Raw genomic sequence first — 15,522 nt, 5'->3', positions numbered from 1 at the left:
ACATAAAAATTGTTAATAAAAATAAAGTCCACCAAATGGTGAACTTTATCATTTTTATTTTGCGTATTCAACCGCTCTTGTTTCTCGAATCAGATTTACTTTAATCTGTCCCGGATATTCTAACTCTTCTTCAATTCTCTTTGCAATTTCTCTTGCAAGAAGAGTCATACCCTCGTCATTTACATCCTCGGGTATTATTACAATTCGCAACTCACGGCCCGCTTGAATTGCGAAGGATTTTTCAACGCCTTTGAAGTTGTCAGCAATTTCTTCCAACTTCTGTAATCTCTTAATATAAGATTCCAAAGTTTCACGTCTTGCGCCAGGTCTAGCCGCAGAAATAGCATCTGCCGCCTGTACCAGTACAGCCACAATACTTTGAGGTTCCACATCGCCATGATGTGCCTCAACTGCATTGATAATCAACGGATTTTCTTTGTAACGCTTCAACAACCCAACACCGATACTAACGTGAGAACCTTCCATTTCATGATCCACACTCTTACCGATATCATGAAGTAAGCCTGCTCGTTTTGCCAGTGTTACGTCAACACCCAGCTCGGCAGCCATAAGTCCAGCCAAATGAGCAACCTCCATGGAATGCTTCAACACATTTTGCCCATAGCTTGTTCTATATTTCAGCTTACCTAAAAGTCTAACAAGTTCAGGATGCAAACCGTTTACACCTGTATCGAAAGTAGCTGCTTCACCTTCATCCCTTATGATAACTTCTACTTCTTTTCTAGCCTTTTCTACCATTTCTTCGATGCGGGATGGATGAACACGACCATCCACAATGAGCTTTTCCAAAGCAAGTCTTGCAATTTCCCTACGAATAGGGTCAAAACCGGAAAGAATAACTGCCTCCGGAGTATCGTCAATAATCAAGTCTATACCCGTCAAAGTTTCCAATGCACGAATATTTCTACCTTCACGACCGATAATACGTCCCTTCATCTCATCATTTGGAAGTTGAACAACAGAAACTGTCGTTTCTGCAACGTGGTCAACTGCACATCTTTGAATCGCATTGGCAACAATCTCCCTGGAGCGTCGATCTGCCTCCAGTTTAGCCTTACTTTCAATGTCTTTAATCATCAATGTTGCTTCGTGCTTCACATCGTTTTCTACCATAGCAAGAATATAATTCTTCGCCTCTTCGGTAGTCAAACCGGAAATACGCTCCAACTCTTGAAGTTGTTTCTCATGAAGAGCTTTTGCCTCTTCTTTTTGTTTTTCCAATTCTTCCAGTTTCTTTGCCATCTGCTCGTCTTTTCTTTCCAGAGCTTCTGTCTTTCTGTCCAATGTTTCCTCTTTCTGGAACAATCTTCTTTCATTTCTCTGAAGCTCATTTCTTCTGTCACGAACTTCTTTTTCCAACTCGTTTTTTGTTCTGATACTGTCTTCCTTAGCTTCCAGCAAAATTTCTTTCTTACGTGCCTCTGCTTCTTTTGCCGCATCCTCTACGATTTTCTTGGCTCTTTCCTCAGCCACTCCAACCTTTGCCTCTGCAATACGTTTACGATAAAAGATACCAAAGGCGGCGCCAACTAGAACACCAACGACAGCACAGATAATACTTATCGGCTCTATGAAAAACACCTCCCCTTATTCATTTTTCAAAGTTCTATTTTTCTTTTTTCACATACCATTAAGCAGTGTCATAAAACACTCTATTATTTTATTACTTTTTACCATACGTGTCAAGAAACAATTTAACTCGTTAAAGCGACAGCAATAAAAAAGAACCGAAAAAATGACAATTCATCTGAATTTCGGTTCAAACCATCCAATTTTTTCTATTTTTCTTTTGATATTTGGTATTGAGCGAATCCCAACTCCTTGGTGTTAACGCAAAAAACATCTCCACCAAACCTCTTTGAAAGCATTTCTAAGTAGGAATCCCCTTGTCCTTTGAATGCAAGCAGCAGTCTGCTGTCAGCCTGAACGGTTACTTTCGTGTAGATGGTATTGGCTAGTATGCTTTCCACTTCCCGTCGCATCCTGGTTACTGTCCATTCAATAGAGGGCATTCTTCCAGTCCCTTCACACTGTCGACATTTTGTGGTCATCTGTTTAGACAAGCTTGGCCGGGTCTTTTTTCTTGTTACTTGCATGAGCCCAAGTTCTGTCATCCCCACAACAACTGTTTTTATTCGGTCTTTCTCCACAGCCTTCTCCAACGCCTTAGTTACAGCATTTCGATTTTCCTCCCTGGCCATGTCGATAAAATCAATGATAACTATCCCCGAAAGATTGCGTAGTCGCAACTGCTTGGCTACTTCTTCTGCTGCCTCAAGGTTTGTTTTCAAAATTGCCTTTTCCAAGTCACCCCTGCCTGCACCTTTGCCTGAGTTCACATCAATGACAACACAAGCCTCCGTTTCCTCAATGATCAAAAAACCTCCACTTTTGAGCCACACTTTTTCATCCAAAGCTTTTTGACTTTGGCTTTCCACAAAATATTCCTCAAAAATCGGCAGTTTCTCCTGATATAAAACAAGCGTAGGCTGATGCTCTCCATTAAAATCTCCCGTAGCCAACAATTTCATATAAACTTCTTCGTTATTCATAACAAATTCTTCTACTGCTTCACTATAAAAGTCACGAACTGCCTTTTCAACGGGCAAACTCTGCTGAAGAAGAAGGGAAGGTGCTTTTCTAAACTGCCCTTTGTCTATGACCTCTGCTTTATCCAAGAGCATTCTGATTTCCTTTGCATAGTCTTCCTCAGTTTTTCCTTCCCCATTGGTTCTTACCACAGCACCGTATCCCTGAGGTAAAATGCCCTTTAACACTTGGCGAATTCTCTGTCTTTCCTGACCATCTGTTATTTTGCGAGAAATACCAATTTCTCCATCTTCCTTTACCAGCACTAGAAACTTACCAGGGAAAGAGATGGATTGTGTTAACACAGCGCCTTTTGTGCCGGTAGCATCCTTCTCTACCTGTACCACGAAAGTATCCCCCGTCTTTGGTCTGGCGGAGTTTTTGCCTTGGTCTGAAACGGCCCGCCTATTCCCATAATATAAATAACCTTTCTTTTCACTGCCTATTTCCACAAAACAGGCCTGTAAGTTGGGTATCACATTCTCAACCCGTCCAACATAAACATTTCCAACTAAGCTCTCATCTCTTTTTGTTTCATAATATAGTTCTACCAGTCTTCCATCATCAACTAGTGCGACTCTGGTAATCCCTTCTTCAATATCTAATAACACCCTTTTCAAGCAAACACCCACTTTTTTCGTTGTTCTTTCTTTTATATTTCATCATACCCGAAATCGTAGATTTTTGCACCAAATTCTTTTTCATCTGCCAATTTCCATATCCAATTGCGGTCTTTTCCTGTAAATACAGCAAGCATTACCCGCTCTTGGGAAACACCGCTGTGGTTTGAGCGAAAAAAGAAAATATCCTCATAGGGGTTGAGGTGGCAAGCCAATTCCAAAGGTGTTTCTTCCCCGGTTACAATTACCTCCCTTATGGGCTTCACTGTATCATCCAGCATCCCAAAATACAAATCCTTAGCAATCTGTAAAAACTCGTGCTTATTTACATAAATTAAGTAAAGTCCAACTGGCACGGCTACAAAGGCAATGGGAAATAAAATAGAAAATAAGATACCTATGAAGCATAGTCCGTACCCTACACCGCAACCTGCTTTTGTAAGCCAACTGGCCGCCCTCAGCGTTCCTTTCCATTTCCCCAAAATTTCAAGCCAAATCCTGCCCCCTTCTAAAGGCAAGAATGGGAAAAGGCGAACCCCTGCCAACAATAGGGATACCCGTGCAAAATCCCTTAACTCCAGCGCAAATAATACAACACTCAATAAAATGCCAATCCCACTGCCGATAAAATGTATGGAAATCTTTTGCTCAAAAGGCATAAATTCCGACCTGACATAGTCCCCACGCAGCCCCAAAGGCGTAACAAGCCAGTGCCTTACAGTAAGCCCCTTCTTACAGCAAAAAATAGCATATCCAATCTCTTGAATGGTCCAGCAAAAAAGCATGTCCCAAAAAAGGCCACCCGCCTTGAAATAAAACAAGGTGGCCCCAAATAATAAAAACAACGGATGAATTTTTATTTTATTCTTCTTTATCATATGGATTCCCCCCGAGCCGCATATTCTGCCTCAACCTCTTGCGTATATTCCAATGTGACATAGCTTAATGGATCTATCAGTTTGCCATCTTTCCAGAGGCTATAATGTAAATGAGGCCCCGTGGAAAGCCCTGTATTTCCTGATTTGGCTACAATCTCCCCTTGTTTTATCTTTTCTCCAGGCTTTACCAAAACATCGGAAAGATGGGCATACATAACTTTATACCCATCCTCCGTTTCATACTCCAAAACCTTACCAAAAGTCTCTGATGTGCGAACAACACGAACCACACCACTTCTCACAGCCGCAACTTCTGTCCCTACCACAACTGCAATGTCAATTCCATTGTGAAATTCTATTTTGTTTAACACTGGGTTTTCCCTCACACCACAAGAAGATGTCACCATCCCCTCCGCAGGGTTAATCCACCCTTCTTTTTTCTTCTCCCAATTTAGAAATGACCACGCCATTACACTAGGGCGACTCCTCTAAATCCGGCTTGTAAACTTTTTCCTGGGAGGGTGTATCTTCCTCCTGAAATACAGGCAAAGAAATATCTTTGTCCTTCCAGAAAGCCATTATTTTGTCCTTTGCCGTTGCAATATCATCTACGGGGATTTGATATGCAATGGTTTCTTTCAATCGGCGGCTTACCTCCTCCGATGTATCTGTATGAAACGCAGAAACCAATAAAAAAGCTCCCGCCAGAATAACTGTTACATATGTACGAAAAAGCAATAGGTTTTTGGACGTACTCTCTGAAGAACGACGCCCCCCTTGCCTTTCTCTCATTCGTCTTTCCATTTCTATTCTGCGCCGCTTTCGTTCTTTATCCGTCATACCGCATCCCTCCTGATTTCAAATATATGCCTTAAAACATAAAATATGAACGAGCATACAAGAATGGTAGAAACAAATTCATTGTTAAATTGATAATTTTTTATTTCTCTGATAAACTAAATAAAGAAAATAAAACTAGAAAGGGGATTGTGAATATGAAAAACAATTTGAATAAAATGGATATTGTAAGAAATCAGGAGGTTTTCAGAGTTTAACGGATTTTAGAAAGTACCCGCCTCTGTTGGGTAGGATGCTTACTAAGCAAGTTTCGTGGAGCGTATCAGCTCCCCCAAAATGAAAAGGCATCTGCCGATGCCCTCCGTTATTCATATTTTTACGAAGTAAAAAATGAATATTCTTTGGCTCTTCTAAAACCTCCTGCGTGTATACAAATATAAAAACCAGTGTACAATTCTTACGGAGGTAATTAAATTGAATCAATTAGAAAATTATGGCGTTGGACAACGCTTTATCAACGAAGCAACCCTTTACCCCAACTACGCTCTAGCCAGGGTTATTGCCCAGCACAAAGGGATGTACCGCATCATCACTGAGGTTGGTGCACGATTTGCAGAAATTTCGGGGAAATTTTCCTATGAGGTTGCAAATCTTTCTCAATATCCTGCTGTGGGAGATTTTGTAATGGTCACCAATGGGGATGCCAATAGCCCCTCTATCATCCATGCAGTTCTCACTAGAAAAAGCATCTTTGAGCGTACTGCTATAGGCCTTACTGGCCAAACACAGGTGATCGCCACAAATATCGACTTGGTATTCATCTGTATGTCCTTAAACCAAAACTATAATCTCAGCCGTTTGGAGAGATATCTCTCTATTGCCTGGGATAGTGGCGCAAAACCCATCATCCTCTTAACAAAAAGCGACTTATGCCAGCATATTTCAGCTGTTTTGGCTGAAATTGAAAGGGTCGCAATGGGGTGTGATGTTATTGCCACTTCATCCTTTGACGAATCAACGGTGAAGCGCCTTTATGACTTTCTAAAAAAAGGAGTCACCGCATCTTTTATCGGCTCCTCAGGAGTAGGTAAATCCACACTGATTAATCTCTTAGCAGGAAAACAGCTTTTCGCTACCAGCGAAATTGACCAATATGATAAAGGGCGCCATACCACAACTGGACGAGAAATGATCCTTTTGCCAAACGGCGCAATCGTCATTGATACCCCAGGAATGCGGGAATTGGGCATTAGCCATGCCGATGTGGCTAAAACCTTTGCTGATATCGAAGATTTGGTTCAGCAATGCAAATTCAGCGATTGTACCCATACCAATGAACCTGGGTGCGCTGTACAGCAAGCCCTATTAAACGGAGACTTGGATGAGCGACGCCTGCAAAGCTACTATAAACTAAAACGAGAAGCAAGATATGAAGGCCTTTCCGCAAAAGAAATCGAAACCACCAAGCTTAACGAAATGTTCCGTGAAGTGGGTGGTATGAAAAAAGCGAAACACCATATCAAGAACTTAAAGAAAAGCCAAAATCGCTATTAAGATTTCATTACGGAAAGGATGCCTATAATGAATTACAACAAATCAAACAAATACAGCAAAGAATTTATCCAAAAAAATATTATGGGGCCAAACCCCATAAAGCTTTTAGAAGAATTAATGGAAAAGCATCCCTTACCAAAGGGTTCAACGGTAATGGATTTGGGCTGCGGCCGTGGTGTCACCTCCGTATTTTTGGCAAAAGAATATGGTCTTCACGTTTTTGCCACAGATTTGTGGGTCTCTCCTACAGAAAACAAACAAAGGTTTGACCAAATGAGCCTCACCAAAAATGAGATTATCCCCATAAAAGGAGAAGCCCATGACCTTCCTTATGCAGAAGAATTTTTCGATGCAGTCATCAGTATTGATTCTTATCACTACTTTGGTTTGGATAAACACTACCTGGGCAAGCATCTGCTACCTTTGGTAAAACATGGTGGCCAACTCCTGTTAGTAGTGCCCGGATTTAAACAGGATATCCACCACAACCTGCCCGAAGCATTTTTATTGTCTTGGACAGTCGAAGATTTACAAACCTTCCACGACTGTGCCTATTGGCGAAATATTTTAGAATATACCAAAGGTGTAGAAATTATATCTATCGAAGAAATGGAAAGTAACGAAGAGTGTTGGAAGGATTGGCTGGCTTGTGAAAATGAGTATGCAGTGGGTGATCGAAAGGCGATGAATGCTGGGGCAGGTAAGTATATGAACTTTATTGCTATAGTTTTACGCCGCAAATAATCAAAAACAAACCATGGCCATTGCTCGTACACATGTGAATCAATAAAATAACTCTAATAATTTGTTTATTCAACAACAAAACGCCGTCTTTTGAAAGTTCAGCAGGCGGCGTTTTATATGTAATATTTTTATTCAAAAAAATTGCCAAATATATAACTCAATTTATCGTTCTAGAATCTTCTTCAATCCACCCTCATTTAACAACTGAACACTCACAAACTTTCTATTTAGAAATACAGCCCAATTGTTAAAAACACACGGCACACTCTTTGCTTTTTCTAAGCTATCCACTTCAATGAACTCCACTGATATCCCATTAGACCCACAATAATTTTTGATTTGCTCCACACAGTTTGGAATAAATGGGCATTGCCTTGCAAAGTAAATGGTAAGAGTATCCCTGTCTATGGTTCCTCGTTTTGCATTCTCGGCAAAATAGGGCTTTGTCCCATCAAAAGATAGGGCAAGCAATTCATACTCACCAATAGAATCCACCACCTGAAATCCATTATGCAGCAAAAATTTTTCCTCAGCCAGATAAGGCTTTTTCTTTGGGGAGGAAAGGATGCAAATTCCTGCATTACCTTGTTTTTTCCCATCTTCTATGCAATATTCAAGGAGTGATTTGGCATAGCCCTTACCCTTAAATGCACCTGCCACCCACAAACAATAAATGTATAAATAGTTTGCTCCATGTATTGGTACCCATGCCTTCTCTAAAGGCGCATACTCAATAAAAACCTTTCCTTTTACGCCTAGCTTCCTAAAAATATGTCCCTCTGGAATTTGCTCCTTTAGCCATGCCTTTTTCATTTGTACACCACATTGATGTTTTTTATCGGCCATGGCACAACAAAGATGCTCCTCATCCATGTTCTCAAACGAAATATTCACGAAATCCTCATCCATATTTTACCTCCTGTTAAAAAACGGAAATTCCTCATAAACTTACCTAATTCATTCTTTTTTTATACTATACCAAAGGGGTAAATTAACGTAAAGCAAACCTTGGTTTACACAAAAAGCATTTACTAGCCTTATATGTGTCACCTGTTTTATATACAAGGCCACACTTCCCCTTTACCGTTTCTAAGCGTCAACTTTACTTTTTTTCACGGTGCTTCTTCTCGCAACCAACGGTTGCTAATTTTTCTATGCTCTGTTAAAATGTCATAAAATCTTTAATTTTAGCAAAACGGAAAAGTAAAACTTAGCTGGATACACCAATATCGATAACTCAAAGGGATGATATGATGAACATTTTAGTCAGCGCTTGCCTCACAGGCCATAATTGCAAATATAATGGTGGAAATAACTATAATCAAAATGTAATGGAGTTTATAACAGGACACAATGTAATCACGCTCTGCCCAGAACTATTGGGTGGACTAGGCTGTCCTCGCGATAGTGTTGAAATGGTGCAAGGTGTATATATGACCAAAGATGGGAAAAATGTAGACACAAGTTTTCGTAGAGGAGTTGCCCTTGCCATGGAAAAAATCCATAGCCAAAAAATCGACCTAGCCATTCTTCAATCCAGAAGCCCAACTTGCGGTGTCAATCAAATCTATGATGGTACCTTCCAGGGTGTTTTGATCAATGGGCAGGGGCTCTTTGCAAAAACCTTGATTGAAAATGGTATTCCCGTAAAAGATTGCCAAGACATTTAACCATAATGCCATACATGAAAAAGGTAGGGTGTAAACCCTACCTTTTTCACTGCATTCGTTGTATCAGATCATTTATTTTTCTGCCTCTTCCAAACCTTTTGCAACTGCCTCTAAAATTGCTTGTGCTGAATATGCATTTTGCTTGGAAACCTGAATGGTTAAGGATTGATTCTTAACCACCTCTTTGCATACTTCTTCGGCTGCTGATTGCATCAAGGGGTAAAATACCATTGCAGTCTCTGACATTTCAGAAAGAGCAACATCCTCAATCATTCCGTCCTCAATAGTAATGGAGACCATAGCGCTCTCATTGCCTAAGGCAACCTGGGTATGGTATACACCATCCCGATATGTAGCCGAGTCCTTATCACCCAAGCTCAAGAAAAACCAAATCAGCCCAACTAGAATAATGACGCCCAACACAGCAAATACCACCGTCTTGATGAGCTCTTTCAACTTTACCACCACAAATTTCGTGCCGCTCACCTTACTCCCTCCTAGAATACATTTCCTTATCTAACCATATGTTTGTCAATTCATCTTTATTCCGCTGTACAAGTTTGCCTTGAAAAAAAGCTTTCACTTGGGTATCATGGAAAGAAAAAGGAGGTTTCAACATGGCTTTACGCTTTATCATCGGCACCGCAGGAACAGGAAAAACCCATTTATGTATGGATGAAATTATAAAAAAACAAACAGATGGAAATGGCCATCAAATTTTTATTGTGCCTGAACAGTTTACCTCCCAAGCAGAACGTGATCTTATTACCTATAGTCCTCAAAATGCCATTATCTTAGCGGAAGTACTTAGCTTTGGACGCCTTGCCCATCAAGTTTTTTCGAAAAACGGTTTGGGTCAAAAAATCCCCCTAGGAGATATAGGGAAGTCTATGGCAATTCAAAAGGTCCTTATGGAAAAAAAAGAGGATATCCACTTTTTCAAAAATGCCATGGATAAAAATGGATTTGTGGATCAGCTCAGCCTAACTATTTCCGAGTTTTTTCAATATTATATAGACCCCCAGCAACTTTTAGAAAAAGCAAAATGCCCCGAAATCACACAAGGAGTTAAAGATAAGTTAACAGATTTGGCAACCATTTATCAGGCATATCTTTCTTTTTTAGAAAAGGATTATCTCTCTGGAGACGAGATCCTTGCCCTTTTGGCGACTCAGCTTTCTTCCACTGCTGCCTTTGAAAATACAGAAATCTGGCTAGACGGATTTTATGGCTTTACCCCTCAGGAATACGCTGTTATTGAAAAATTACTAAAGCTTTCTTTCAGAGTAACCGTTACCTTGCCAATGGATGAAAAAAGCTACTTTGCTCCATTTTTGGCTCCATCTGCTCCCTTTTTTGAGCCTTGCACCGCAAAAAATAAATTGGTGCATTTGGCTGAAGAAAATGGTATCTCCATAGAACCTCCTATTTTTCTTTCCCAAAACCATCGTAGCAAAACAGAAGCTTTAAAAGCTTTGGAGAAATTCTACTTTCAGGGTTACTACAAAAAGTGTAACCTAAAAGAAAGTGTACAGATCATCTCCTGTCCAACCAGGCAAGAAGAGATCACTTTTGCTGCCGGCAATATCATCCGCTTGGTGCGTGAGCAGGGTCTACGATTTAAAGATATGGCTATCGTAACCAATGCTATGGATGTATATGAGAAAAGCATCCGTGGAATTCTGCGGGAATATAATATCCCCTGCTTTATCGATAGTCGCAGGGAAATCGCCTCCCACCCGTTGTTCACAATGGTAACTGCCCTTTTGGATTGCTTGGTTTTCGACTTCCGTTATGAAAGTGTATTCTCCTACTTAAAATCAGGACTTACCCCTTTTACCGATGAAGACATTGATGTTTTGGAAAACTATGTTCTGGCCTATGGAATCAAAGGCTACAAATGGAAAAAGGAGACTTGGGAATATGGTCTGAAAAAAGAAGGAGAAGATACGCTTCGCTATATAAACCTACTGCGCCAACGTTTTATGGAGCCTTTCCTCCCTTTTTTTAAATGGAAAAAGAGTGTAAAACGCCCTTTATCAGAATTCATGACTCTTATCATTGCGCATTTAGAGCAACAAGGCGTTTCACAAGTTCTTATAGGTTGGACAGAAACCCAACAGAAAAGTGGAAATCGTGCCAAAGGCGAAGAACATCGCCAGATTTGGCAACTTCTCATGCAAGTCTTTGAAAAGGCCGGCGAAATTTTAGGTGATGAACCTATGACCTTAGCAGAAGCATCTAAAATCCTTTCTGCGGGAATGCAAAAATGCACCATGGGTGTAATTCCTCCTACCATTGATTGTCTGGTAGTGGGGGATATCGAACGTTCACGTCTGCCTGAAATAAAATATTTGTTCGTTTTGGGTGTTAATGAAGGTATCCTTCCCTCTCCCTCTCAGCCTCAGGGTATTTTTACAGAATCAGAACGCAATTTGTTATCGGAAACAGGGATGGAGCTGGCAAGTGACGGCAAACGTAAAGCATTTGAAGAACAATTTTTGATTTACCGAGGGCTAACTCGTCCTTCTCAGGGGCTGTTTCTTACTTATGCAAACAGCGAAACCCAAGGTAAAGCTTTGTTCCCTTCCCCTATTATTGACCGACTTTGCCGTATGGATATCACCCTGCAAGTACAGCTTTATTCTGGCATTTCCTTGGAAGAAATGGTTCCCTCTTCCGCCTTCCACCTAATTGGAGAAAAAATGCGAGAGCATAAAAAAGAAACCCCCATGGATCCTCTTTGGAAAGATATTTATAGTTTTTTCGCCACAGAGCCTTTGTGGGAAAAACGACTCTCTTTGCTTCGTAAAGGTTTTGTTACTACAAAAAAACAAGAACAACTATCACCAATAACAGCAAAAACTCTTTATGGCGAAAAAATCTTCTCCAGTGTATCTCGCTTAGAGCGGTTTTCCGCTTGTCCCTTTTCATATTTTGCAGAATTCGCCTTAAAGGCAACAGAACGAAAGTTGTACCAACTTCGTACCCCTGACCTAGGATTACTGTTTCATGAGGTATTAGAGTTGTTTTCCAACAAAATAAAACTTGAAAATATTCCGTGGGATACATTGACGCAAGAAAAAACAGAAGCCCTTATCCACGAAGCCGTTGACCTTGCCGCCCCCAAATTAGGTGACCAAATTCTGCTGGATACCGCGGCAAACCAGTATCTGATTCATCGACTCAAACGAATATCCTCCCGTGCTGCTTGGACCCTCGTTCGCCACTTAAAAAATGGTGATTTTACTCCCCAAGGCTATGAAATCGGCTTTGGAAACCATGAAGCACTTCCGCCGATTGTTATAGAGCTTGCCCAAGGAAACCAACTGGTTCTCTCAGGAAAAATCGACCGTGTCGATTTATTGGATACTCAGGGAAATTACTATGCGAAAATCATTGATTATAAATCTGGCTCCAAAAGCTTTAACTTTCAAGATATATATTATGGACTCCAATTGCAGCTTTTAATATATTTGGATGCCTATGTGAAGCATTATGAAAAAACAGCTACACCGATGAAACCTGGTGGAGTTTTCTATTTTAGAATTACGGACCCCAATATTTCCCTTAGTCAAGAAATGACCCCTGAGGAAATAGAAGAAGCATTATATGAAAAAATGCAAATGTCAGGTTTGATTTTAGAAAATGAATCTGTTATTCAAGGCCTTGACCACATTTTTATTGATGATGTAAAGGGCAAAAGCTCTGCCATCATTCCTGTTGGCTACACAAAAAAAGGAGAGCCTTCCGCTACGGCATACCTTGCAGATGAAAATCAATATGAAAAGCTTCTCTCTTTTGTTGTAAAGCGGGCCGCTGAGCTGGGAGATAGCATGCAAAATGGAATAATTAGCCCCTCTCCTTATCGAAAAAATGATCAATCACCTTGTTCTTACTGTCGCTATAAGTCCATTTGCCGATACGATTATGATGAAACACCGAAGTGGAGAGACTTAAAGAAAGTCTCCAAAAAGGATTTTTGGAATTTGATTGATGAGTAAGCACCAAATAGAATAAACTTTTCAATAAAAAAAACGGTCTCTTGTCAGCACCCCCGCCAAATAGGCGGGGGGCTTTCAAAAGCCCATTAAAATTTTTCCCAGTACTGTTTTACACTGCCTTCATCCAAAGCATCCATGTAAGAATTTGCAATTTCAAATATTTCTTCTTCATCTTGAATTTTAAAGAAAACACCACCGTGTTCTACTACCAGGTCTTTGTTTCTGTCTTTGTTTCGTTCCACCCAACTACGAAATTCATCTTCCCATCGCTGAGTTGGTTCTTCCATATTTTCATAACATAGCAATTCATCTTTTACATTTTCAATCAATTCTTCAATTGTCAACTTCATAACCTTCTCCTTTTCTACGTCTCTTTTGGCCTCATGCCAAAATGTGCATACCCTGCGGCAGTCACAATTCTGCCTCTTGGGGTTCTTTGAATATATCCCAGTTGCAATAAATAAGGCTCATACACATCTTCAATCGTCTCCGATTCTTCCCCAATAGAAGCGGCCAAGGTGTCCAGCCCAACAGGTTTACCACCAAACTTATCAATCATGGTCATTAACATCTTGCGGTCAATGAGATCTAGTCCCATTTTATCCACTTCCAATAAATCAAGGGCAAAGCGAGCCACTTCACCATCTATTTTTCCATCAAAACGTACCTGTGCAAAATCTCGCACTCTTTTCAGAAGTCGATTGGCGATTCTTGGTGTCCCTCTGGATCGCCTTGCAATTTCCTCTGCCCCTTGGTTATCTATCTCTACCTGCAATACATCGGCAGAGCGGCAAATAATGGTTCTAAGGTTTTGAATATCATAGGGTTCCAATCTTTGAACCACACCAAACCGATCCCTTAGGGGTGCTGTCAAAAGACCAATTCTGGTTGTTGCTCCAATCAAAGTGAACTTAGGTAAGTCCAACCGTACTGATCTGGCACCCGGGCCTTTCCCTATCATTATGTCTATGACAAAGTCCTCCATAGCAGGATATAAAATCTCTTCTATCATTCGATTTAATCGGTGTATCTCGTCAATAAATAAGATATCCCCTTCGTTCAAGCTGTTTAAAACCGCTGCCATGTCCCCGGCGCGTTCAATAGCAGGGCCCGATGTGGTCTTAATATGAACACCCATTTCATTTGCAATAATATTGGATAGGGTTGTTTTTCCCAATCCAGGAGGGCCATAAAGCAAAACATGGTCTAAGGCTTCCCCTCTTTGCTGTGCCGCCTGAATAAATATTTTTAAATTTTCTTTAACACTTTCCTGACCAATATAGTTATCCAACTGTTGCGGTCTAAGTTTCGGTTCAAAGTCTTTATCTTCCTCACGAAACCCCGCTGTTAGTATTCGCCGATTCTCCAATGGTAACACCTGCTTTTATCTAAAATGTGATCATTTTCTTCAATGCTGCCTTCAAAATGTCCTCTGTGGTCATGCCTTCAGCAGCAACCTGTCCTACTACCTTTGCAGCCTCACTGCGGCTGTACCCCAATGCTGTCATGGCATCAATGGCTTCGAACTTCCCACCACCCATAGAGCCAGTGCTTTCCTCTACATCCAACCCAATGGCAATGACATCATCAGTACTACACTTATCCTTTAGTTCTAAAATTACCCTTTGCGCAGTCTTTCTGCCAACACCAGGTGCTTTCGATAAGGTTTTTACATCCCCCGATAAAATAGCCATCACAATTTCCTGGGGCGTTAATTGAGATAAAAAGCCCATTGCACCTTTTGGCCCAACGCCGCCTACGGTTAATAACTTCAAAAACATTTCTTGTTCTTCTTTTGACAAAAAACCAAACAGAGAAATGCCATCCTCTTTTACACTCATATATGTGAAAATCTTTAATTCGTTTCCCAAATCAGGCATTTTTGAAAGCATTCCTGCAGAAACAAAAATTTGATAGCCAATACCCCCTGTTTCTACAATAATGGAGCTCTCCCCTCGATGCACCAAAGCACCCTTTATATAAGAGATCATATTTCTTCTCCTCACTTTCTTTATTCCATTATTATACTGGACAAGCCCTCAAAGAGCAACCCTAACCACAAAAAAACGGAAAATACGTTCGCCATTGCTGACTTTAGAAAAGAAGTGTACACTGAAAAAGAAAGGAGTTGTTAAAATGGAACAAAAAATATTGCTTTTGGGCAATCCTGCCCTCTATCAGACCGCCTCTGCTGTCGTTAGGGAGGACTTCTCCGCTTTACCCCAAATTATCGAAGACCTACATGACACACTCTTGGCATTTCGTCAAAAATACGGTGCCGGACGAGCCATTGCCGCCCCACAAATCGGTATACAAAAACGAATTCTGTATATGTACATAGACCACCCCATAGCTTTTATAAATCCTCGTTTAGCGTTCCCCGATTCAGAACAAATGGAAGTTTTAGACGATTGTATGTCCTTTCCCAATCTTCTGGTGAAAGTTCTCAGGTATAAACGCTGCATCATCCACTATACTGATATGGATGGTCAACCCTGTAGCATGAAACTAGAGGGGGACTTAGCCGAACTGATACAACATGAATATGACCACCTAGATGGCATCTTAGCTGTTATGCGTAGCATAGACACCCATTCCTTTTATTGGAAAGAAACGCCACAGCATTCTTGATTCCCCCTTACTT

The 15,522-nt window shown here is 40.7% G+C and carries 14 protein-coding genes and 1 pseudogene; 5 read left to right on the top strand and 10 right to left on the bottom strand.

Going from position 1 to position 15,522, the window contains the following annotated elements; genetic code table 11:
* Positions 1-54: 54 nt before the first annotated feature.
* The 5 genes from rny to ABVZ64_RS06605 form a co-directional block, all read right to left on the bottom strand.
* Entirely contained in the window at positions 55-1,602 is a 1,548-nt protein-coding gene (rny, locus tag ABVZ64_RS06625; RefSeq protein ID WP_502892583.1) for a ribonuclease Y, read from the bottom strand.
* Between the two features lie 197 nt (positions 1,603-1,799).
* Entirely contained in the window at positions 1,800-3,221 is a 1,422-nt protein-coding gene (locus tag ABVZ64_RS06620) for an Rne/Rng family ribonuclease (protein WP_352400287.1), read from the bottom strand.
* Between the two features lie 41 nt (positions 3,222-3,262).
* Entirely contained in the window at positions 3,263-4,108 is an 846-nt protein-coding gene (locus ABVZ64_RS06615; RefSeq protein ID WP_352400241.1) for a zinc metalloprotease, read from the bottom strand.
* Entirely contained in the window at positions 4,105-4,578 is a 474-nt protein-coding gene (locus ABVZ64_RS06610; RefSeq protein ID WP_352400240.1) for a M23 family metallopeptidase, read from the bottom strand. Before ABVZ64_RS06610 ends, ABVZ64_RS06615 begins: the two co-directional genes overlap by 4 nt.
* Positions 4,579-4,582: 4 nt before the next feature.
* Positions 4,583-4,948, bottom strand: coding sequence for a hypothetical protein (locus ABVZ64_RS06605; protein WP_352400239.1), 366 nt, complete (start codon positions 4,946-4,948; stop codon positions 4,583-4,585).
* Between the two features lie 432 nt (positions 4,949-5,380).
* Between ABVZ64_RS06605 and rsgA the strand changes: the two genes are divergently transcribed.
* Entirely contained in the window at positions 5,381-6,460 is a 1,080-nt protein-coding gene (gene rsgA, locus ABVZ64_RS06600) for a ribosome small subunit-dependent GTPase A (protein WP_352400238.1), read from the top strand.
* 27 nt (positions 6,461-6,487) lie between these two features.
* A complete protein-coding gene (locus ABVZ64_RS06595; RefSeq protein WP_352400237.1) occupies positions 6,488-7,204 on the top strand; it encodes an SAM-dependent methyltransferase in 717 nt (238 codons plus the stop codon).
* 162 nt (positions 7,205-7,366) lie between these two features.
* Here the strand turns inward: ABVZ64_RS06595 and ABVZ64_RS06590 are convergent, their stop codons facing one another.
* Positions 7,367-8,113 carry a GNAT family N-acetyltransferase gene (locus ABVZ64_RS06590; protein WP_352400236.1) on the bottom strand — a complete coding sequence of 249 codons (747 nt, stop codon included), beginning with the start codon at positions 8,111-8,113 and terminating at the stop codon, positions 7,367-7,369.
* 344 nt (positions 8,114-8,457) lie between these two features.
* On the opposite strand from ABVZ64_RS06590, the gene ABVZ64_RS06585 reads away from it, so the two are divergent.
* The gene (locus tag ABVZ64_RS06585; protein ID WP_352400286.1) at positions 8,458-8,874 is read left to right on the top strand and encodes a 2-thiouracil desulfurase family protein; all 417 of its coding nucleotides are present in this window, start codon (positions 8,458-8,460) and stop codon (positions 8,872-8,874) included.
* 72 nt (positions 8,875-8,946) lie between these two features.
* Here the strand turns inward: ABVZ64_RS06585 and ABVZ64_RS06580 are convergent, their stop codons facing one another.
* Entirely contained in the window at positions 8,947-9,360 is a 414-nt protein-coding gene (locus ABVZ64_RS06580; protein ID WP_352400235.1) for a hypothetical protein, read from the bottom strand.
* A gap of 101 nt (positions 9,361-9,461) precedes the next feature.
* On the opposite strand from ABVZ64_RS06580, the pseudogene addB reads away from it, so the two are divergent.
* Positions 9,462-12,878, top strand: a pseudogene (addB, locus tag ABVZ64_RS06575) (helicase-exonuclease AddAB subunit AddB); the annotation flags it as partial.
* Between the two features lie 86 nt (positions 12,879-12,964).
* Here the strand turns inward: addB and ABVZ64_RS06570 are convergent.
* Genes ABVZ64_RS06570 through ruvA form a run of 3 tightly spaced genes read right to left on the bottom strand, consistent with a single transcriptional unit; the run spans position 12,965 to position 14,869 of the window.
* Positions 12,965-13,228: a hypothetical protein gene (locus ABVZ64_RS06570; RefSeq protein ID WP_352400233.1), complete on the bottom strand. Its 264-nt coding sequence runs from the start codon at positions 13,226-13,228 to the stop codon at positions 12,965-12,967.
* A 14-nt stretch (positions 13,229-13,242) separates the two neighbouring features.
* Positions 13,243-14,247: a Holliday junction branch migration DNA helicase RuvB gene (ruvB, locus tag ABVZ64_RS06565; RefSeq protein WP_352400232.1), complete on the bottom strand. Its 1,005-nt coding sequence runs from the start codon at positions 14,245-14,247 to the stop codon at positions 13,243-13,245.
* Positions 14,248-14,266: 19 nt separating this feature from the next.
* On the bottom strand, positions 14,267-14,869 hold the full coding sequence (ruvA, locus tag ABVZ64_RS06560; protein ID WP_352400231.1) for a Holliday junction branch migration protein RuvA: 603 nt from the start codon (positions 14,867-14,869) through the stop codon (positions 14,267-14,269).
* A 145-nt stretch (positions 14,870-15,014) separates the two neighbouring features.
* Here ruvA and ABVZ64_RS06555 point away from each other — a divergent pair, with 145 nt between their 5' ends.
* Positions 15,015-15,509, top strand: coding sequence for a peptide deformylase (locus tag ABVZ64_RS06555; RefSeq protein WP_352400230.1), 495 nt, complete (start codon positions 15,015-15,017; stop codon positions 15,507-15,509).
* The last annotated feature ends 13 nt before the right edge of the window (positions 15,510-15,522 follow it).

Source organism: Anaerotignum sp., from assembly GCF_040307045.1.
GTDB lineage: Bacteria > Bacillota > Clostridia > Lachnospirales > Anaerotignaceae > Chakrabartyella.
This window is presented reverse-complemented; position numbering and strand designations above follow the sequence as displayed.